The following is a 19085-nucleotide window of genomic DNA, read 5'->3' as shown; positions in this document are numbered from 1 at the left end:
AGCAGGCTTGCCCTGCGCTGCGCGGCCCAGCGCGAGCAAGCTCGCTCGCTCGCTCGCCACAGGGGCTCATTTGCCTTGGCGAGCGGGGTTGCTGTAAATGGGCTCGGGCACTCGCGTTCAACTATTAGACTTGGTCGTGTTGTGATACCGCTCTAAACAAGTCAAAAGAATTTGTATGAATTTTCTCTGATCAGTTACAGGCGCGCTGAAGTAGGTTGCCATATTTTTAAAAACCTCATCAAAGTCATCATTTATAGCTAGGTAGTGTGTGATCGAGGTAATGAACCACTCTTGCTCGGCCCTGCTGTAATCTAAAAATTCTGGCTTGGTCAATTCATCAAATAGCTCGATGAGTTCTTTTTCGTTATTTATGTCCTTTGAAGCGATGAGTTTTTCTCGCTCAAAGTCATCCGTATTTTCAATGTCGTAGGTGAACAGTAGACCACGGATTATTGACATGCTCGGCTTGTTTGTCATTTTCTAGTCATTTCTCCGTGTATGCGGTTTTCGGTTTGCCTTGATTATTTAATATCACTCTTGCTTTACGCTGCTGACTATATTCCATATTGGTTTTGGAATATCCCTCACCAACTGTTTTGCCCATGTCCATAGGTTGTAGCGATGCTGCGAGTCCATTTCTTCTAAAAATAAGCTGGGCTCGATATATCGAGTTTAACTGATCCCTGTGACTGAGATAATGCGTTGCGGCGGGCGGATATTTAGGCTCCCCTACGTTCGGCCCAGATGTGTAACGCTCAATAGTTCCTGTCGTCGGGTTTCTTGCGGTGTTCAAACGTTCGAGTTGAGACGCGAGTGTAGTCTGTGCTCCGTGTTTCTCTAGAAAGTGTGCTCCTGGCGTTGCCTTCTCCAATTCGTCTAGGCGCCTATATGCGTTCGCCTCAGCAAGCTCATCAATTCTTTCCTGACGCTTAGCGCGCGTCAGTTGCGGTAAAGTGGGCTCTCCGACGTTGACGCTTGGCGAAGAGCGTTGAGGGGTAGCGCCCTGTTTGCAGCCGTCTCCACCAGGGCATGAGCTCAACCCTAACGGATCCACCCATCCTGTTGGATTGGGTACGTATTGGTACGCATTAATCCCACCCGCCAATTTTACCGGATCCGGCGTCAGGTAACGACCGACATCCGGATTGTAGTAGCGGTGGCGGTTGTAGTGCAGCCCGCTTTCTTGATCGAAGTATTGACCCTGGAAGCGCAGCGGGTTGTCAATTTTGTTGATGTCGAGGCGGCTGATTTCGCCATAAGAACGGTAATGCGCAGACCAGACGATTTCGCCATCGGGGGCGGTAAGTTCCTGCGGCGTACCGAGGTGGTCGAGTTGGTAGTGGTAGGCCTTGGTTTCCTTTGGACCAAAACCTTCCAGCAAAGCTAGCGGACGGAAGCTGTCTGGTTCGTAAAGGTAGCTGCGATGCCGATTTGCCTGATGTTCGGCGATGAGTCTGTCGCCTTGCCAGAAAAACTCGGTAGTTGTGCCATCAACGGTTTTGCTGATCCGCCGCCCAAACGTGTCATAGCGATAGCTGGCGGTCTGGCCGTTGGGTTTTTTAATGCCGATCAGGCGGTGCTGGCAGTCGTAGCGATACTCGGTGACGAGTTGATGACCTTTGCCGCGTCGTTCGCGGATAAGGTTGCCGAAGGCGTCATAGTCGTAGTGGTGGTCGCCTTGGATCATTAGGCGATTGCCCGCCACGATGTCGGGGCCGGGTCGGTTTTGCATGAGCAGGGTACCGGCGGGGTCGTGTGCGAAGTGCTCTTGCTCGCCTTGGGAGTGGTCGGCGCGGGTGAGGCGGCTGAGCGGGTCGTAGTGGTAGTAGTGCTCGCCTTTGCGGGTGTCGTGCAGGCGGATGAGGTTGCCGGATTTGTCGTAGTCGTAGTGGCGTTGGTAAAGGGTGTGTTGCTGTTGGGTGACGGCGTGGGCGTGCAGGCGTTGCTGGTCGTCGTAGTGGTAGTGGCTGATCAGCTGGCCTTGCTGACGCTGGTGTTCCTGGCCGGCTTTGAACAGATGGGAGGTCAGGGTTTCACCGTTCAGTTCTACGGTGGCGAGATGGCCGCCTTTGTCGTGGTTGAACACCACCCGGTTGTTGTCGGGCAGGCGCAGGTTTTGCAGTTGGCCGCAGGCGTCGTAGCCATAGCGCAGCGTGCCCCAGCCTTGGTGTTCGGCGGTGAGACGGTTTTGGCTGTCGTACTCGTAGGCCAGCGCCCAGTGGCCGTCTTCGACGCTTAAGAGATTGCCCTGGCGGTCGTAGGCGTAATCGACCAAGTTGCCGTCGGGCAGGGTTTTTCGTACGAGGCGTCCGGCATAGTCGCGCTCGTAGCGGGTAACCAACTGACTGCCGTCGTCTCCGTGTTCGGTCTTTTCCTGAAGGTTGCCGTTGAGGTCATACACGTAAGCCGTGCGCTGCCCATCAAACCCGGTTTCCTGCTGGATCAATCCATTGGCGTGATATTGGAGCCGGTAGGTTTCACCCACCTCGTTTTCGATCTCGGTGAGCAACAACCGCACATTGTCGTAACGGTATTTAACCTGACTGCCATCAGCATTGATGCGACGGCTGATCAGGTGCAGGCCGTCGGTGTATTCGTAGCGGGTGACCTGGCCGAGTTCATCCCGCTCGGAAGTGATTTTTCCGTATGGGTTGTAGCTGTATTCCCGTGTGGCACCGCCAGGCTGAATCAATTTCAGCAAGCGGCCTGCCGCGTCCCATTGATACTGGGTTAGCGCGCCATGCTCGTCCTCACGCGCGACTTTCCGACCAAGATCGTCATAGCTATAACGCTTGATTCCGGCATTCGGTAACTGCTCCTCAAGCAACTGCCCACGCTCATTCCACACCAGCCGGTGACAGCTGTGATCCGGCAGCCAAACCTGCGTCAGTTGCCCATATTTGTTGTAGCCGTACTCAGTAGCGTTGCCGTCAGGATCGGTCCTACGCGTAACATCGCCCTGTTCATTACGCTCATACTTCCAAACCGCCTGACCCCGCCTTACAACCCGTACGAATCCATTGTCATGCTCGTAGGTCGTCGGCTCATCATCCCCCGGAAACAACGCCACCAAACGCCCGGCTTCGTCGTACTGATACGCCGTGATCGCCCCCAGCGGATCCTGCTCAACCGTCAGCCGCCCTTTCTCATCGTAGGATTTGAAGTGCTCAGCGCCGTCAGGATCCACCCGCCGCACCAGCCGCGCTCGCTGGTCATGCACATAGACTTCCTGGCTACCATCGGCGTTAAACACCGTGACCTGGCCGTGCTCATCCCAGGCATAGCGCGTATCCATCTGCGAAAAACTGGCCCAATGCCGGACACACCGCGCGGCCTTGCCAGACCTTTCCCACTCCCAGAAAAAACTCGCGCCACCGGCCAAACCACGCTCAAGAATGACGTGCTGCTCGTCGTACCGATAAACCTCACTTTCGCCTACGGCATTGGTCGCACAAACCAACTGACCCACCGCGTCATAGGCGTAGGAAACAACGTTCTGCTCCGTCACCCAAACAAACGGCCCGTCATCCACGGCCCGCTCAATCTGGTAGTCCACCGCCACAATGCGACCTGACGCGTAGCGCAAAAACAGCGAGCGTCCAACGCCGTTATCCAGCCGCTCAATCTGTCCCAGGTAATTACGGAAAATGCGCAACCGGTTGTCATACGCATCGCTGATCGCCGTCAGCACACCGTCGCGAAAGTGGTAGAAACGAGACGCCTGGGCCAGCACCAACTCATCAGGCAGCGACCCCAAGTAGATCGCCGCTTCGGCCAGGCTATTGGTAATCGCCGGCCGAGAAACAGAAGGCAAGGGCAGGGTAGTCGACCGATTCTCATGATCCGTCCACACCACGGAGTCCCCGGACACACTCAGCCGATGCGCCAGCGAGTGACTCCAGCCAAACCCCAGCCCGCCATCCACGTCCACCGCACTGGTGCGGTACAAGCGGGTCCACTCAAACGGCAAGATCCCGTCCAGAGTCCCATCGGTCAGCGTCAGCAGTTCCTCACCCGTGACCATCGACACTGGGCAGCCGTTAGTGGCTGTCTTATCCGAAGACGCCGCCGCATCCCCAGCCGGATTTCGAGCAGAAGCCGGTACATCATCCACAGGCTCCGCCTGCTTCAGCACTGCGTTCTGCCGCGCCTTCCAGCGCATCTGCAGCCTGCCTTGCTTCAACCCACCCACCACACCGCGAACCGCGACCGCCTTGTAGCGATCCACGGCCTGCATGAACTTTGTCAGAATTCCCAAAAGCCCCCTGACAAAACCCACCGCAGCATCAAGAATCTGCCCGCCATACTTGACCAGCCGCAGACTCAAATACGCCACACCCGCCGCCGGTAACGCGATGGTCAACACCACGCCAATCACCAGATCAATCAGCAACGACACCACAAACCCAGCCGCCATCTCAGCTATTTCACCGGGCGGCAATGCGTCCAGCCAGATCATTGCCGTGCGCAGCATCAGGAACAGCGCCGCCTCATCACTGGCCAGCAACATCGCCTGTTCCATGACCTTGGGCGCATCGGTGGCGAGCTGCGCCAATTTGGCCGCTTCTGCGCCCAGCTGTTCGACATACTTCAATGGGTCATCAAGAATCGCCTGCACCAGCTTGATGCTGTCCCACACATCACGAATCGCCGCCCAACTGCCCGCCAGTACGCCGCTGCCAATCGCACTGGCGGTGGACTGCTCCCAGTGCGGTTTAAAACCCGACCACTCAGACCGAAGCCACTGCTCCAGATCCCCGGTCAGCCCTGCGTAAGACGCAAACAACGCGTCCACTTGCTCAGTAGAAACGCCCCCTTGCACCCGCACTTGATAGCGCCCGCCCGCCGCGCAGTGGTGCGAGCCTTTGCCTTGTTCATCCAGCATGATCACGGTGGAACTGCCGTCATCCAGCCCGATCACCTCCACCGGGATGTTGCCGATCGGCACGTCATACACCGACTCGAACAGGCTCTCGATCTTCAGCTCGCCGCCCACCGCGCACTGGGCCACGGTCGAAAAGTCGGCATCCGCAATACTCACCGCCCGCTGCGAATCCCCCACCCGCAACACCCGATCCATCCCCAGCAGCGACGGCATGTCCAGCCGGTGGCTCACCGAATCCAGCGCACGCGAATACCACGCGTCCATCTGCTGGCGATAAATAACCAGGCTCTGATGAAAGCCATCCAGCTCAAATTCAATCAGGGCAATGTGGGAAGGGTGGGTCATCCGTGACGTCTCGGCAAAGGGCAAGGCGTCGGAGCATGCCGTAGCAAAACGCAGCGGGATGAGCGGTTGAGAAATTCAGAAAGGGCTGACTGAGCATGGGAAAAAAGCGCAAAAAACCAACCCAAAGAGCTACAAAAAAGAGCGAAAAACCTGATTGCAGCGCATCAACTCAAATAAAAATCGCTCTCATCCTTACCCGATCTTCCGACATGGCCGTCATGGTTTATAGAACCTCCCTTACGCAGGATTTCCCATGTCGCGCCTTGCTCGTCCCTTGCACCCACTGGCCTTGTCAGTGGCGATGGCTTTTGCCGCCGTGCCGTTGCTGAACGTCCAGTCCTCCTTTGCCGAAGAAAGCAGCAGCGCCGTGCGCAGTTTCTCGATTCCCGCCGGTGATTTGAGCCAGGCGCTCAATAGCCTGGCCGAGCAGGCGGGCCTGGTGCTGGCGTTTGATGCAAGCCTGACCCGTGGCAAGCGCAGCAAGGCTCTGAGTGGGCAGTACAACACTGATGTGGCGCTGAACCAGTTGCTCGCCGGCAGCGGCTTGCAAGCCTTGAAGCTCTCCGCCGACCGCTACCGCCTCGAAGCCATCCCGGATAACGGCGGGGCCATGGAGTTGCAGGCCACCACTATCAGCGGCGCCTACCAGACCGAAAGCCCGACCGGGCCAGTGTCCGGTTATGTGGCCACGCGCAGCTTGTCGGGCACCAAGACCGACACTGCGCTGATCGAAACCCCACAGTCGATCTCCATCGTCACCAAAGACCAGATGCGTGCGCAAAACGCCGAGAGCCTCAACCAGATCCTGCGCTACAGCGCCGCCGTCATTCCGGAGACCCGTGGCGCCACCGCATCGCGTCTGGACCAGTTGACCATCCGGGGTTTCTCTCCGGCCACTTACCTCGACGGCCTGCGCATGCCATCGAGTCGCGACGCCTTGCCGCAAAAGGACGCTTTCGACCTGGAGCGCGTTGAAGTGCTGCGCGGCCCGGCCTCGGTCCTTTACGGCCAGGGTACGCCGAGCGGCGTGATCAACATGGTCAGCAAGCGCCCGCTGGACACGCCGTTTCACGAAGTGGGCGTGGAATACGGCACCTTCAACAAGAAACGCACGACCTTCGACTTGAGTGGCCCATTGGATGATCAGGGCGTGTATTCCTACCGCGTGGCCGGGCTTTTCGACGATGCCGATGGCCAGGTAGAACACACCGAGACGCGCCGCCAGTCATTGTCCAGCGCCTTCACCTGGCGCCCCGACGACGCCACCTCACTGACCTTGCTCGGGCATTTCCAGAAGGACCCCAAAGGCGCGTCCTACGGTTCGGTGCCGGCCTGGGGCTCGGTGCTGCACAGCCCGACCGGGCGCAGCATCGATGTGGATTTCTACGACGGCGAAAAGAATTTCGAGAAAAGTGACCGCGAGTACTACAGCATCGGCTGGGCATTCGAGCATCACTTCGATGACGTGTGGACCGTGCGCCAGAATGCGCGTTACCTGCGCAGCGAAGGTCAGTATCGCAGCCTCTACAGCAACTACCTGATGGCGGACTATCGCACCATCCGCCGTTCGACCATCGCCAGCGATGTCGACCTGGATGCCTACACCCTCGACAACCAGGTGCAGGCCAAATTCGACACCGGCCCGTTGCAGCACACCTTGTTGATGGGGCTGGACTACCAGAACACCAGCACCGACACCAAGTCCGGCTCAGGCGTGTACACCGCCGGGCCAACCCTGGATATTTTCAATCCGGTCTATGGTGCAGCCGTTCCGGTACCGGCCTACACCACCGACGGCACGTCGCGCAGCGAGCAGACCGGCGTGTACCTGCAAGAACAGATGAAGTGGGACAAATGGGTTCTGTTGTTGGGCGGCCGCTATGACTGGGCCAGCACTGACAGCAGCACCAAGACGATTCGCACCGGCGCCAAATCCGAGTCGTCCCTGGACAGCAAGGCGTTTACCGGCCGTATCGGCCTGGTCTACCTGTTTGATAATGGCCTGGCCCCCTATGCCAGCTACGCCGAGTCGTTCAACCCGCAGTCGGGCACGGGCTACGGCGGTTCGGTGTTCAAACCAACCGAAGGCAAGCAGTACGAAATCGGCATCAAGTACCAGCCGCCGGGCAGCAACAGCTTTATCACCGCGGCGATCTTCGACCTGCGCCAGACCAACGTGCTGACCACCGACCCGGACCCGACTCATCTGTGCGGTACCGGGCGCTGCCAGAGCCAGGACGGCGAAGTGCAATCCCGTGGCTTTGAGCTGGAAGGCAAGGCCAGCCTCAACGATAACCTGGACATCACTGCGGCCTATGCCTACCTGGACAACCGCATCAGCAAGTCCAACAACACCGTGCGGTATGCGCCCATCAGCGACATCGGCGTAGGCCCGGCCATCGCGGCCGAAGGCACCACCACCTACGGCGTACCGCGTCACACCGCGTCGGCGTGGGCCGACTACACCTTCCACGATGGCAACCTGAAAGGTTTCGGTGCGGGCGCGGGTGCGCGGTATGTCGGCTCGTCCTGGGGTGATACGGCCAACACCCTCAAGGTGCCGGGCTACACCCTGTTCGATGCGGCGGTGCACTACGACATCCCGAACATCACCAGCCTGAAGGACAACCTGCGCCTGGCGCTCAATGCCACCAACCTGGCGAACAAAGAGTACGTTGCGTCCTGCTACTCCTATTCGTGGTGCTGGTATGGCTCGCAACGCACCGTGCAGGCGAGCGCGACCTACCAGTGGTGAAGTAAAAAAGGCCTTGGCGAAAGGATTCGGGAGCAGCATCGCCAAGGCCGAAACGGGCTAGCGCTTGGCGGGCTCGATCCATTTGTTGACCACCGGCGCCTGCCACTGCCCAAGGGCATCGAGCAGGGCGCCGGGGTGCTCTTCGACGATTAGCATCTGGCTGTGTTCGGCCTTGATGAAGCCTTCCTGCACGCCGTGCGCGAACAGGCCCTGCAGCGGTGCGAAAAACTGTGCGGTGTTCAGGCAGGCCACGCCTTTGTGGTGTTCGCCAAGCTGCGTCAAGGTCATCGCTTCCAACAACTCTTCAAAGGTGCCGAGGCCGCCGGGCAGGGCGATAAACCCATCGGCCAGTTCGCTCATGCGTGCTTTGCGGCTGCGCATGTCTTCGGTGATTTCATAGGCGCTGAGCCCTGGATGCATGTGCCCGAGCTCATGCAGCAATCGGGTGATGACGCCGATCACTTCGCCACCCTCGGCCAGTGCGCTGTCGGCAATCACGCCCATCAAGCCTTTGGCGCTGCCGCCATAGACCAGGCGAATACCGCGCCGGGCGATTTCACGGCCCAGGGCTTTGGCGTCTTCACTGTAGCGAGGGTGGGTGCCGAAGTTGGAGCCGCAAAACACCGTGAGACTGCGCATCAGAATTCCTGGTTGGGAGAGGGCGTCGCAGTTTCACGCCTGTTGGCCGACATGCACAGCGCCAAGAAATCGCCTGATGACTAGGCCAACAAGCATTCCAGGATGCGCCGGCCCAATGCTTCAGCGCTGGCCTGGGAATCGATGTTGGCAAACCCCAACAGCAGGCCTGGACCGCTGTGCTGCACGACATTCCATTCGCTCAAGGCTTCTGCGAAGAGACCGACGCTCGCCATTTTCTGCACCAACAGGCGGTCTGATTGCGGGGTCTTGAACCGCAGGATCAGGTGCATCCCGCCAGGCTGTGCATCAATGGAAATATGCGCGTCCAATACCTTGCGCAACCCGTTGGCGGTGGCTTCGCGGCGCTCGCCGTACAGCTTGCGCATGCGCTGGATGTGCCGGGCGAAATGCCCTTCGGCGATAAAACTGGCGACGATGGCCTGGGTCAGTTCCGGGCAGTTGCCGAGGAAGCTCTGGCTGACCTGCTCGAAACGCCTGACCTGGGAAACGGGCACCACCAGATAGGCCAGGCGAATGCCGGGGAACAGCACTTTGCTGAAGGTGCCCGCGTAAAGCACCCGGCCCTCACGGTCCAGGCTCTTGAGCGCCGGTAGAGGGCGGCTGACGTAACGGTACTCGCCGTCGTAGTCGTCCTCGATGATCCAGGCGTGTTCGCGGCGGGCCCAGGCCAGCAGTTCCAGGCGGCGCGGCAGCGGCAGCGACACACACAGCGGGCTTTGATGGGCCGGGGTGACGACCACGGCGCGGGCAGCGCACAGGTGCTGTACGCAGAGGCCATCCTGGTCCACAGGCACAGGGATGGACTTGATCTGCAAATGGTCCAGCAAGGGTCGTGTGGGCAGATAACCTGGGTCTTCCACCAGCACCGCGTCGCCGGGGGAGAGCAACGCATGGGTGATCAGGCTCAGCGTGTTGCGGTAGCCCGACGTGACGAAGACCTGCTCCGGCGAGCAATGGATTCCCCGCGCCACCTGCAAGTAACTGGCGATAGCGGTGCGCAGCGAAGGCAGGCCGCAGACCGGCGGGTTGGACATGTCCGCCAGTTGTGTGGCGCGCACGCAGCGGGCGGCGATTTTCGACCAGATTTTGCGTGGGAAAGCGTCCAGCGCCGGCAGGCCCATCTGAAAGGGCAGTACGTGTGACTGTTGTCGCGCGGCGTTGTAGGGCGTGATAACCACGGGCGTAGGCCGGGCGCTCTGGATGCCGTGCGCCACCACCGTGCCCGCCTGGCCGCGAGCCTCAAGGTAACCCTCGGCGGTCAGCAATGCGTAGGTGCTGTCGATGGTGCCGCGCGCGAGCCCCAATTCCTTGGCCAGCGCCCGCGCTGCCGGGACGCGCTCTCCGGGCTTGAGCAGGCCTTCGGCGATGGCACTGCGAAAACGCCAGTAAAGCTGACGGTAGATCGGCTCGGCCGAGGTAGGGTCCAAAGGGGGCAACGTGTGCATGGGGGGGGATTTCCTGGTCGCGGCTGCCTTAACTGTAGCGGCTGCATGACCTGTACCCAAGGACCATAACTGCAATATTTGACTAGACCATCATGGTCCGGTCACCGGGCCCATTCTTGGCTCTTCAGAGGTGAGCCATGGCGCTGCAACATGGTGCCTTCACTCAACCTCGACAGGATTTATCATGACCACTCGCCTCGATTACACCCAAGCATCCCCGGAAGGCTACAAGGCTTTCGGTGGCGTCTATGTCTACCTGCAAAACAGCGGCTTGCCCAAGGCGCTGATCGACCTGGTTTACCTGCGCGTTTCGCAGATCAACGGCTGCGCCTTTTGCATCGACATGCACTCGCGTGACCTGCTCAAGCAAGGCCTGGCCGTGGACAAGCTGGTGCTGGTGCCGGTGTGGCACGATGCACGGGATGTGTTCACCGCCCGTGAACGCATCGCCCTGGCCTTCGCGGAAGCGGTCACCCACAGCGACGTCTCGGACGCCGAGTACGCAGCGGCTGCCGCCGAGTTCAGTGCCAAGGAGCTGGCCGACCTGACTTATGGCATTGCCTTGATGAACGCCTTCAACCGCCTGGGCATCACCTTTCGCACCACGCCGGCGGCGGCCAGCTGAAACATTGCGCAATAAGGCAATTTAATGGCCCATTTGTAACAAAATCCTCGCCAGAATCGCTTTTATTTTCAGGTGGTTAGGTGAGGATGCAAATGCGCTCTGTTGGAATCATGCTGATCGCCTGCTCCCTGGCTGGCGGCGCGGCTGCCGTGCAGGCACGGGAGCTGCGCGAGGGTGACAAGTACATGTGCAGTTGGGGCGCCGGCACCGCCGCCAGGGCCCAAGAACTCAAACTGTCCGGCGTTTCGCTATACGCGGCGCGGCAGAAGATCCAAAGCATGAAGTTCAACAAGTCGTGGATGCGCATGATGGCCATGGGCATCACCGAACAGACCTACGACAGCCGTTCACGGCTCAAGCCCGAGGCGATCCGCCAGGATTGCGTGCGCTACAAAGTCGCACGCAAATAACCGCTTAACGTGACAGCGGCGAGCTGGCGTCCTCCTGGAAATACACCTTCGCCGTTTCAATGAACCGCCGATTGGCCTGGGACAGGTATTCGCTGGCGCGCCAGCACAGGTTGAAGTGCATGAATTGCGCCGGCTCGAATGACACGCCGGCCAACCCTGGCTCTTGCTCCTGCACCGACCGCAGCAAGGTGGAGACGCCCATGCCGTTGCGCGTGGCGGTAATCACCAGCGGCACGAAGTTGCTTTCCAGGGCAATGTTGAAACGCACCCGGGCGTTGCTGCAAAAGGCGTCCAGCAGATGGCGTTGCAGGAAGGTGTTGTCGAACACCAGCATCGGTTCGTGTTGCAGCCGCTGCGCCGCAATGGACGAGTTGCCCGCCAGCGGATGATCTTCGGCCATGCACAACACCATCTCATCGCTGCCGAGCAGCACCGACTCCCATGCCGGATCCACCCGTCGCGACTCTAGCAGCGCCACATCGATATCCCGTGTGGCCAGGCGTTCGCTGATGTCATCGGCGCTGCCTTCCACCACATGCATGGCAATGCCGGGGTACTGGGCGCGAAATTGCATCAGCAGTTCGGGAATATGGCGGATGCCGTACATGGGCGGCACGCCCACGCGGATTTCGCCGCTGTGCAGTTGGGTCAGGTCCTGCAATTCACGGCGGGCACCGGCCAAACCTTCAAGACACGCTTCGGCGCGTGCCAGGAACAGCTGGCCTTCGGCGGTCACGCTGATCTGCCGTGTCGCGCGGTTGAACAGGGCCACACCCAGTTCATCCTCCAATCGGCTCACCGCCATGCTCAGCGCCGGCTGTGCCACGTGCAATGCCTGGGCGGCCTTGGTGAAGCTGCCTTGGCGGGCGATTTCGACGCAGTACTCCAGCGCTTTCAGGTTCATGATGGCTCGCATAACAAAGAGTGATAGCTGGTTTCACAAATGGATATTTTCTGTGATGAGAGCAAGTCTATAGCCTGTCGGCATTCTTCTCCATGCCGAGTACCCGACCATGCCCAACCATTGGCTTTTCACACTGATTATCGGCGCGTTGGGCGGCAGCCTTGCCAGTTGGGCGGGGTGGCCGTTGCCCTGGGTGATCGGTTCGCTGGTCGCCGTGATGCTGACCCGTTGCGCCGGCAGCCTGGTGCCGGAAATTCCCCACGGCCGCCAGGCCGGGCAACTCATCGTGGCGGTTGCCATCGGCTGTCATTTCACGCTGCCGGTGATGCAGCAGGTGGCGGCTCATCTCGGGCTGATCGTCACGGCGGTGTTGCTTACGCTGGTACTGGCGCTTTGTTCGGTGCTGCTCCTGCATCGCTGGGGCGTGCCTTTCAGCACCGCATTCTTTGCCTTGATGCCGGCCAATTCCAGCGAGATGGTGCACCTTGGCCGCCAACGCCAGGCGGACACCAGTTTTATCGCCGCCGCCCATAGCATCCGATTGTTGCTGATTCTTTTGACGGTGCCGGCAGCCGCCACCTTCGGCATGTCCCCCGTTGCTGCGCATGCACCGTTGCCGGTGATCTGGCCCTGGCTGATCTTCATCCTCGGTGTGGGCTGGCTGGCGGCCCTGGGTTTCAAGCAGTGCAAGTTGCCTAACCCTTGGACGTTCGGGCCGTTCCTGATTTGCGCGGTGGGCGTGGGCTGCAATCACCTGTCGATGAGCATGCCGGGCTGGCTCAGCGGCAGCGGCCAGTTGCTGATCGGCTGTGCATTGGGCGTTGCGTTTGACCGCAGTTTCTTCCAGCGCGCGCCGGGCCTGCTGGGCAAAGTGCTGCTGCTATTGACCGGTTCGGTGGTCGCCAGCGCATTGGCCGCCTGGGCGCTGGGTGCCGGGTTGGGCATGCCGTGGCTGTCGCTGGCCCTGGGCATGATGCCCGGCAGCGCGCCGGAAATGAGCCTCACCGCCGAGGCCCTGGGTCTGGCCGTGACCCTGGTGACGGCGATGCAGGTGATCCGCATGTTGCTGATCCAAGCGGCGTGCCTGCCGTTGTATCGCCTGTTGGATCGGCCTTCTGAAGCACCGTCCAGTGCAAAATCTGCGTAGACCTGTCCAACTTCGCCCCGGCGCCACTCGCCATACTGGCGCCAGGTAACCGAAGAGGCCCAAGCCATGACTGACTATGTATTCACACCTACGCCAACCCCCTCCCTGGCCGTGCAGGGCAGCGAAGCACGCTTCCCGCTACGCCGGGTGTTCTGTGTGGGTCGCAACTACAGCGAACACGCCCGTGAGATGGGGCATGACCCTGACCGCGAGCCGCCATTCTTCTTCATGAAACCGGCGGATGCCGTGGTGCCGGCCGAAGGCGTGGTCGCCTATCCGCCGCTGACCGCCGACCTGCACCACGAAGTGGAGCTGGTGGTAGCCATCGGCAAGGGCGGTGTGGACATTAGCCCGGAACAAGCGTTTTCCCACATCTGGGGGTATGGCGTCGGTATCGACCTGACCCGCCGCGACCTGCAAGCCCAGGCGAAAAAGCTCTCACGCCCGTGGGATTGGGCCAAGGCTTTCGATGCGTCCGCACCGACGACTGCGCTGCAACCGGTGAGCGTGGTCGGGCATCCGTCCAGCGGCAAGATCTGGCTCAACGTGAACGGTGAACAGCGTCAGGTGGGCGACCTGGCCGACCAGATCTGGTCCGTCAGTGAAGTGATCAGCCATGCCTCCAAATCCGTTGCACTGAAGGCCGGCGATTTGATCTTCACCGGCACCCCGGTAGGTGTCGGCACCTTGCAACCGGGCGATGTCGTCACCGCCGGCATCGACGGCATCGGCGAGTTGCGTTTCACCCTCAGCCAGGGTTGAGGCTACAGTGGTGCCCAGGCCACCCGAGAGACCGTTATGCCAGGCACCCGCGTCACCACTTACGGCATGCAACAACGCAGCGACCACCCCGACTTCTATATCCGCGACAAACGCGGGCGGGCGGCACTGACCAGCCCCCATCGCCATGAGTATTTCCAGATCCAGATCAACCTCGGCGGCGACACCGTGCAGCATATCGGCGGCGCGGTGCGGCCGTTTCCGCGCAAAGCCCTAGCGTTCATCCTGCCCCATCGCTTGCATGTGATTCCCCATCCCGAAGAGGGCGAATTCATGCTGATCAACTTCAGCCAGGCGTTTTTCCTGCCGCAATTGACCTGCGACCCCTTGGACCTGGAAGACATTCCCATCGGCCAGGCGCCCGAGCTTTCGCCGTTTCGCTTTCAGGAACAGCTGGATTTCATCCTTGAAGATGCGGCGTTCGAGCAGGTAAAAACCTGGCTTGCCCATATGCGCGAACTCGATGCCCACCGTACCTTCGGCGCCCGCGAACGCCTCAAGGGCTATCTGTTTCAACTGGTCGGCCTGGTCTGCGAGCAATACGCCGAGCCGTTGCAGGCCTTCGCCGCCAACAATGCCACGCGGCGCGGGCGCAAGGATGCGTTGGCACGGGTGCAGGGCTATATCCGCGAGCACTTGCATGAACCGACCCTCAACCTCACGGATGCAGCGGCGGCGGCGTTCCTGTCGCCCAACTACCTCACTCATTTGTTGCGCAAGGAAACCGGCAAACCCTTCTCGCAACTGGTACTCGACCGGCGCATGCAGTTGGCGCGCACCTTGTTGCTCAACAGTGCGCAGATGATTGGCGTGGTCGCGCACCGCTGCGGTTTCACTGACGAGGCGTATTTTTCCCGGTGTTTCCGCAAGGCCCATGGCGTGGCGCCGGGGCAGTTCCGACGGCAGCAGCGCGAGGCTCTGTAGGGCGTTTTACAAATCCACGACATTCACTGTGTTTCTATTTGCATACAATTGCGCTTCGTCACAGGTAGAGCAGGGCGCTCGAGGATTATGCAACAGCCACAAGATGCGCCGTCCAACAGCTTTCGCTACTTCGTGCTCGGCGTGCTCTGCGCTGCAGTGTTGCTGGGATTCTATTTTGTGCGGCTCAACGCCGAGGTTGACCGCGAGCGGGAAGCCGCCAACGAACGCCTGACGCTCTGCCGGCAGGTGGAAAGTGTGGGGCGCTCTGTACTGCCCAACAGCCTCGAAACACAAGAAGCCTGCAAGCAACTGAATGAACGTATATCCAAAAGTGTGACGCCGCTTTAACCCAATAACCCTTTTTTATAAGTGGAAATACTGTTGGTAGTTGCACCATAAAGTGGCACTGATACACCGCGCTACCTTAAAAAACGTGTGGTTATTGAATGACTTACAGCACTTTTAATCCGACGAAAGGATTAAAATAATCTTGTTACAGGTTTTTACAATCGTTACTATAGCCGGGCGTTCACCTCCCACGGTTTATGCATTTTTAAATCCCAAGTTTCCATCAGCTACTTGGGATTTTTTTTGCCTGCGATTTGACCCTCGCGTCACATTTCACCGTCAGCGAACTCCGCGCGCATGCGCCCATTACGTTTGGCCTGGTACAACAATTTGTCGACGGCCTCGACAAACCCCAGCATCGGGCTGTCGGGTTTCACGATGCGCGTACCGACGCCCAGGCTCAGGGTCAGCAGGTTCGACACCGGCGAAAAACCGTGCTCAATGTGCTGCTGGCGGATCAGGTGCAAGCAACGCTGCGCCACCTGCCGGGCGGACGCCGCATCGGTTTCCGGCAACAACCACACAAACTCTTCGCCGCCAATACGCGCAATGAAATCCCTCGGACGGTTGGCCGCCTGGGACAGGGTGTTCGCCACCTGACGCAGGCATTCATCGCCCTTGATATGGCCGTAGTGGTCGTTGTACTGCTTGAAAAAATCGATATCCAGAATGATCAACGACAGCGGCAACTGGCTGCGCTGGGCGCTGGCCCATTCGCGCTCCAGCACAGTGTCAAACATGCGCCGGTTGGCGATGCCGGTCAGGCCATCCTGGTAGGAATATTCCTCGAGTTGTTTTTGCAGGCGCACCAGGTGCTCTTCGGTCTTCTTGCGTTCGCTGATATCGAACATGAACCCGATCAGCGCTTCGACTTCGCCGTCCTTGCGCACCACATGCACCACGTCGCGAATCCACACGTAGTCGCCGTTCACCGTCAGCGCGCGGTAGTCCGCTTCGTGGTCAACCCCGGCGCGCGATTGCGACACGCAGAAGTTCACCACGTATTCGCGATCATCCGGGTGCATGCGCTCGACCCAGTCGTCCACGCTCACCCAACTCTGCGGAGTCCAACCCAGCAAGGTCTCGATCTGCGGGCCGATGTAACTGAAGGTCATGCTCTGCCAATCGATGCGCCAAGGGATGGCCTTGGTCGACTCCAGCAAGGTCTTGTACACATCGCTGTCGGGCTGGCTCGGAGGGTCGATGCTCATGGTGGTTTGGCTCAAGATGATGGCGAAAAGCCAAGAGCGTCTGGTGATCGACGCTTCGAGTCAAGCCCTCCCCGGAGCAGCAGACGAGAGGTCAAAAAGCGGGTTTTCTGGCGTCAGTGATTCGGCGTTTCCGGGGCGAAATGAGGCATGGCTAACACTTTTGCATTAATGCTTCCATGCCCTGTAGAACCTCATCTACTCTGTCTCCATCACAACACCTCGTGAGGCCCAGGGATGGGAACTTGTCATGATTTCAATCGTTGAATTCAACCGCATCATGGCCTCGGGTTTCCTGCCGCTGGCATGCGATTGCACCTTGAACAGCGACGGCTCGCTGCGCATTAATATCTTCGAGCCGGAGTCCGGCCGGGTCGACTTGCTGCTGACCGGCGTGTCCCCCGAAGGTTTGGACAGCATCCGTTCCATCTCAAACCTGATTGGCGAGTTGCGCACCGAAATCAAGGCCGGGCGCCGGGGGTTTGCGGCGGTCGGCTAGCTGTTGACGCTGTGGGTCGGCGCATCCAGCGCGCCGTAATAGCGCCAGCAGCAGTGGCGGTGTTCCGGCACGATCACGCAGCCGCTGAGGCTGGCGATCAGCAGTGCGGCAACCAGCAGGTAAAGTCGGCGGGACATGGTGTTTCCTCTTGGGTTGATCAGCGTTAATCCTTCAACGTTGTCACCGGCGTAAATCCGTCGCGAAGCTTGCAAACCTTTCATCAAATGCCTTCCTCCCCTGGGCAATACTGCCTGCGACAATAATCTGCGCATCCTGCGACGGATTTTTCGACACGCCCCGTTCAACCCATCAGCAACCGGCACTTTCGCCCGTTGCATGAAGGAGTTGCCATGAGACCCCAGGCCACATTGCGCTTTGCCTTGCTTGCTCCGCTGGCCCTTGCCGCGTTTGTCAGCACCCCGGTGTTTGCCCAGACCGAAATCATCATCCGCCAGGCGCCGCCACCGGAGCGCGTGGAAATGGTCCCCGTGGAGCGGCCCGGTTACGCCTGGGACCGAGGCCACTGGCGCTGGGAAGGGCGCGGTTATGGCTGGGTGCCGGGTCACTGGCAGCCGGTGATGCGCAATGCACGTTGGGAGCCCGGCCATTGGGAAGCCCACGGTCCCAACTGGTACTGGCGCGAAGGGCATTGGATCCGCTGACCGAGAACTGCCCGATTGAACGACACTGATCCGGACGTTGAACTGCTCGCACGTATCGGCAACAACGAACCTGCGGCCGTCAATGAAATGGTGACGCGCAAACTGCCGCGTCTGCTGGCACTCGCCAGCCGGATCTTGGGGGATGCCGACGAAGCCAAGGACGTGGCCCAGGAAAGTTTCCTGCGTATCTGGCGCCAGGCATCCACCTGGCGCAGTGGCGAGGCGCGTTTCGACACGTGGCTGCACCGCGTGGCACTCAACCTGTGCCATGACCGCTTGCGTCGGCGCAAGGAACGGCCGTTGAACGAGGAGGAGGCGCTGGAGCTGGCGGACAGCGCACCGCCTCTGGATGAACAATTGGAAAGCACCGAGCGCAGCGCGCGCATGGCCGCCGCACTGGCCGCTTTGCCCGAGCGCCAGCGCGAGGCGATTGTGTTGCAGTACTACCAGGAGCTGTCGAACATCGACGCGGCGGCCCTGATGAACATCAGCGTCGAGGCACTGGAGAGCCTGCTGTCGCGGGCCCGACGCCAGTTGCGCCGCCAACTTGCCGATACATCCGGGCTTGCCCGCCCAGGAAGGGGAACATCATGACACCCGAACGATTTGCTTATCTGGCCGATGCCTATGGCGCCGACCTGCAGCGTTGGCCGCTGGCTGAGCGCGGGGCGGCTAAGGCGCTGCTCGCTAGCGGCAATCCCAGTGCCCGTGAAGCGTTGGATCAGGCCGGCTGGCTCGACGCTCAGCTGGACAGTCATCCACTGGCATTCACCGACCCGGCGCTGACCCGACAGATCCGTGAGTCGGCGCCGCGCCGTAGGTCGTTCTGGTCGCGTTATGCCGGCTTGCTGTCACCGGCGGGGCTGGTGGGGGTGGGCGTTGCCGGTGTCGTCACTGGGATGTTGGTGGCGTCCTTGAGCGTGCCGTTGCCGATGGTGTCTGCCGAGGTGTTGCCCAGCGTGTTTGACCAGGGCGATGCGCAAGTGATCTTTACCGTCAACGCTGAGGAAACCGAGCAATGAGCGCCCAATCTCTTAAACCGTGGTTGCTGGTCTCGGTGCTGCTCAATGTGTTTTTGATCGGCGGGGTAGGCGGGGGGCTTTACCACTGGATGGCGAGTGCCAAGCCTGTTGAGGCGTTGGTCAATCAGCATGGGTTGCGCCAGGCGATGGTCAAGTTGCCGCCGGAGCGGCGGCGCGAGTTGCGCCAGTTGTTGCGCCATAACCGTGCCGATAGCCAGCCGCTGGTGATGGCGGGGCGGGAGGCGCGGTTGGGGGTGATCAAGCAGTTGGAGGCGCCGACCTTGGATCGGGATGTGTTGGTGACGGAGCTGGCCAAGGCGCGGGAGGCGGATATGGCACTGCGGGCGTTAGTGGATTCTGCCTTGGCGCAGTTTGCCGGTACGTTGCCTCGGGAGGAGCGGCAGAAGCTGGTGGAGGCGTTGTATCTTCGGGGGCCGGCGGTGGGGGGAAAGCCTCGGTCTTGAGT

19 protein-coding genes are annotated in these 19085 nt (G+C 60.2%); 12 read left to right on the top strand and 7 right to left on the bottom strand.

The window, feature by feature from the left end; genetic code table 11:
* Positions 1 to 117 precede the first annotated feature (117 nt).
* Both HX812_RS29065 and HX812_RS29060 read right to left on the bottom strand, forming a co-directional pair.
* A complete protein-coding gene (locus tag HX812_RS29065; RefSeq protein ID WP_038848503.1) occupies positions 118 to 477 on the bottom strand; it encodes a hypothetical protein in 360 nt (119 codons plus the stop codon).
* Positions 478 to 484: 7 nt separating this feature from the next.
* Positions 485 to 5230 (bottom strand): RHS repeat-associated core domain-containing protein, encoded by a 4746-nt coding sequence (locus HX812_RS29060; protein ID WP_178949140.1) that lies wholly within the window; start codon positions 5228 to 5230, stop codon positions 485 to 487.
* A 253-nt stretch (positions 5231 to 5483) separates the two neighbouring features.
* On the opposite strand from HX812_RS29060, the gene HX812_RS29055 reads away from it, so the two are divergent.
* Positions 5484 to 7985: a TonB-dependent siderophore receptor gene (locus HX812_RS29055; RefSeq protein ID WP_038851542.1), complete on the top strand. Its 2502-nt coding sequence runs from the start codon at positions 5484 to 5486 to the stop codon at positions 7983 to 7985.
* A gap of 57 nt (positions 7986 to 8042) precedes the next feature.
* Here the strand turns inward: HX812_RS29055 and HX812_RS29050 are convergent, their stop codons facing one another.
* Positions 8043 to 8624 carry a TIGR00730 family Rossman fold protein gene (locus HX812_RS29050; protein ID WP_080642472.1) on the bottom strand — a complete coding sequence of 194 codons (582 nt, stop codon included), beginning with the start codon at positions 8622 to 8624 and terminating at the stop codon, positions 8043 to 8045.
* Positions 8625 to 8704: 80 nt separating this feature from the next.
* A complete protein-coding gene (locus HX812_RS29045) occupies positions 8705 to 10090 on the bottom strand; it encodes a PLP-dependent aminotransferase family protein (RefSeq protein WP_038851544.1) in 1386 nt (461 codons plus the stop codon).
* A gap of 184 nt (positions 10091 to 10274) precedes the next feature.
* On the opposite strand from HX812_RS29045, the gene HX812_RS29040 reads away from it, so the two are divergent.
* On the top strand, positions 10275 to 10715 hold the full coding sequence (locus HX812_RS29040; protein WP_038851546.1) for a carboxymuconolactone decarboxylase family protein: 441 nt from the start codon (positions 10275 to 10277) through the stop codon (positions 10713 to 10715).
* Between the two features lie 92 nt (positions 10716 to 10807).
* Positions 10808 to 11125, top strand: coding sequence for a hypothetical protein (locus tag HX812_RS29035; RefSeq protein WP_038851579.1), 318 nt, complete (start codon positions 10808 to 10810; stop codon positions 11123 to 11125).
* A gap of 4 nt (positions 11126 to 11129) precedes the next feature.
* Here HX812_RS29035 and HX812_RS29030 read toward each other — a convergent pair whose 3' ends face one another.
* Positions 11130 to 12029, bottom strand: a complete 900-nt coding sequence (locus HX812_RS29030) for a LysR family transcriptional regulator (RefSeq protein WP_038851547.1) — start codon at positions 12027 to 12029, stop codon at positions 11130 to 11132.
* Between the two features lie 109 nt (positions 12030 to 12138).
* On the opposite strand from HX812_RS29030, the gene HX812_RS29025 reads away from it, so the two are divergent.
* From HX812_RS29025 to HX812_RS29010, 4 genes are all read left to right on the top strand, one after another.
* The gene (locus HX812_RS29025) at positions 12139 to 13176 is read left to right on the top strand and encodes an AbrB family transcriptional regulator (protein WP_038851549.1); all 1038 of its coding nucleotides are present in this window, start codon (positions 12139 to 12141) and stop codon (positions 13174 to 13176) included.
* A gap of 66 nt (positions 13177 to 13242) precedes the next feature.
* Entirely contained in the window at positions 13243 to 13938 is a 696-nt protein-coding gene (locus HX812_RS29020) for a fumarylacetoacetate hydrolase family protein (protein WP_038851550.1), read from the top strand.
* Between the two features lie 36 nt (positions 13939 to 13974).
* Positions 13975 to 14880, top strand: coding sequence for an AraC family transcriptional regulator (locus tag HX812_RS29015; protein WP_038851551.1), 906 nt, complete (start codon positions 13975 to 13977; stop codon positions 14878 to 14880).
* Positions 14881 to 14967: 87 nt separating this feature from the next.
* Positions 14968 to 15228 (top strand): hypothetical protein, encoded by a 261-nt coding sequence (locus HX812_RS29010; RefSeq protein WP_038851552.1) that lies wholly within the window; start codon positions 14968 to 14970, stop codon positions 15226 to 15228.
* A 266-nt stretch (positions 15229 to 15494) separates the two neighbouring features.
* Here the strand turns inward: HX812_RS29010 and HX812_RS29005 are convergent, their stop codons facing one another.
* The gene (locus HX812_RS29005) at positions 15495 to 16439 is read right to left on the bottom strand and encodes a diguanylate cyclase (protein ID WP_038851553.1); all 945 of its coding nucleotides are present in this window, start codon (positions 16437 to 16439) and stop codon (positions 15495 to 15497) included.
* A gap of 247 nt (positions 16440 to 16686) precedes the next feature.
* On the opposite strand from HX812_RS29005, the gene HX812_RS29000 reads away from it, so the two are divergent.
* A complete protein-coding gene (locus HX812_RS29000; protein ID WP_038851554.1) occupies positions 16687 to 16935 on the top strand; it encodes a DUF1652 domain-containing protein in 249 nt (82 codons plus the stop codon).
* On the opposite strand, the gene HX812_RS28995 is transcribed toward HX812_RS29000, so the two are convergent.
* Positions 16932 to 17072 carry a hypothetical protein gene (locus HX812_RS28995; protein WP_177077778.1) on the bottom strand — a complete coding sequence of 47 codons (141 nt, stop codon included), beginning with the start codon at positions 17070 to 17072 and terminating at the stop codon, positions 16932 to 16934. The two genes, HX812_RS29000 and HX812_RS28995, sit on opposite strands and share 4 nt — an antisense overlap.
* A 213-nt stretch (positions 17073 to 17285) precedes the next feature.
* Between HX812_RS28995 and HX812_RS28990 the strand changes: the two genes are divergently transcribed.
* Genes HX812_RS28990 through HX812_RS28975 form a run of 4 tightly spaced genes read left to right on the top strand, consistent with a single transcriptional unit; the run spans position 17286 to position 19083 of the window.
* A complete protein-coding gene (locus HX812_RS28990; protein WP_038851555.1) occupies positions 17286 to 17597 on the top strand; it encodes a YXWGXW repeat-containing protein in 312 nt (103 codons plus the stop codon).
* Between the two features lie 15 nt (positions 17598 to 17612).
* Positions 17613 to 18191 carry an RNA polymerase sigma factor gene (locus HX812_RS28985; protein ID WP_038851558.1) on the top strand — a complete coding sequence of 193 codons (579 nt, stop codon included), beginning with the start codon at positions 17613 to 17615 and terminating at the stop codon, positions 18189 to 18191.
* The gene (locus HX812_RS28980; RefSeq protein ID WP_038851559.1) at positions 18188 to 18619 is read left to right on the top strand and encodes a hypothetical protein; all 432 of its coding nucleotides are present in this window, start codon (positions 18188 to 18190) and stop codon (positions 18617 to 18619) included. The genes HX812_RS28985 and HX812_RS28980 overlap by 4 nt, the downstream gene beginning before the upstream one ends.
* Positions 18616 to 19083: a periplasmic heavy metal sensor gene (locus tag HX812_RS28975; protein ID WP_038851561.1), complete on the top strand. Its 468-nt coding sequence runs from the start codon at positions 18616 to 18618 to the stop codon at positions 19081 to 19083. The genes HX812_RS28980 and HX812_RS28975 overlap by 4 nt, the downstream gene beginning before the upstream one ends.
* Positions 19084 to 19085 lie beyond the last annotated feature (2 nt).

The organism is Pseudomonas sp. IPO3749 (assembly GCF_013386605.1).
In the GTDB taxonomy this organism is placed as follows: Bacteria; Pseudomonadota; Gammaproteobacteria; order Pseudomonadales; family Pseudomonadaceae; genus Aquipseudomonas; species Aquipseudomonas azotoformans_A.
Note: the sequence above shows the minus strand (reverse complement) of the source record. Positions and strands in the feature narration are given on the sequence as shown.

Coding starts and splice junctions, on each gene's coding strand:
- HX812_RS29065 (WP_038848503.1), bottom strand. CDS start 477: ATGACAAACAAGCCGAGCATGTCAATAATCCGTGGTCTACTGTTCACC.
- HX812_RS29060 (WP_178949140.1), bottom strand. CDS start 5,230: ATGACCCACCCTTCCCACATTGCCCTGATTGAATTTGAGCTGGATGGC.
- HX812_RS29055 (WP_038851542.1), top strand. CDS start 5,484: ATGTCGCGCCTTGCTCGTCCCTTGCACCCACTGGCCTTGTCAGTGGCG.
- HX812_RS29050 (WP_080642472.1), bottom strand. CDS start 8,624: ATGCGCAGTCTCACGGTGTTTTGCGGCTCCAACTTCGGCACCCACCCT.
- HX812_RS29045 (WP_038851544.1), bottom strand. CDS start 10,090: ATGCACACGTTGCCCCCTTTGGACCCTACCTCGGCCGAGCCGATCTAC.
- HX812_RS29040 (WP_038851546.1), top strand. CDS start 10,275: ATGACCACTCGCCTCGATTACACCCAAGCATCCCCGGAAGGCTACAAG.
- HX812_RS29035 (WP_038851579.1), top strand. CDS start 10,808: ATGCGCTCTGTTGGAATCATGCTGATCGCCTGCTCCCTGGCTGGCGGC.
- HX812_RS29030 (WP_038851547.1), bottom strand. CDS start 12,029: ATGAACCTGAAAGCGCTGGAGTACTGCGTCGAAATCGCCCGCCAAGGC.
- HX812_RS29025 (WP_038851549.1), top strand. CDS start 12,139: ATGCCCAACCATTGGCTTTTCACACTGATTATCGGCGCGTTGGGCGGC.
- HX812_RS29020 (WP_038851550.1), top strand. CDS start 13,243: ATGACTGACTATGTATTCACACCTACGCCAACCCCCTCCCTGGCCGTG.
- HX812_RS29015 (WP_038851551.1), top strand. CDS start 13,975: ATGCCAGGCACCCGCGTCACCACTTACGGCATGCAACAACGCAGCGAC.
- HX812_RS29010 (WP_038851552.1), top strand. CDS start 14,968: ATGCAACAGCCACAAGATGCGCCGTCCAACAGCTTTCGCTACTTCGTG.
- HX812_RS29005 (WP_038851553.1), bottom strand. CDS start 16,439: ATGAGCATCGACCCTCCGAGCCAGCCCGACAGCGATGTGTACAAGACC.
- HX812_RS29000 (WP_038851554.1), top strand. CDS start 16,687: ATGATTTCAATCGTTGAATTCAACCGCATCATGGCCTCGGGTTTCCTG.
- HX812_RS28995 (WP_177077778.1), bottom strand. CDS start 17,072: ATGTCCCGCCGACTTTACCTGCTGGTTGCCGCACTGCTGATCGCCAGC.
- HX812_RS28990 (WP_038851555.1), top strand. CDS start 17,286: ATGAGACCCCAGGCCACATTGCGCTTTGCCTTGCTTGCTCCGCTGGCC.
- HX812_RS28980 (WP_038851559.1), top strand. CDS start 18,188: ATGACACCCGAACGATTTGCTTATCTGGCCGATGCCTATGGCGCCGAC.
- HX812_RS28975 (WP_038851561.1), top strand. CDS start 18,616: ATGAGCGCCCAATCTCTTAAACCGTGGTTGCTGGTCTCGGTGCTGCTC.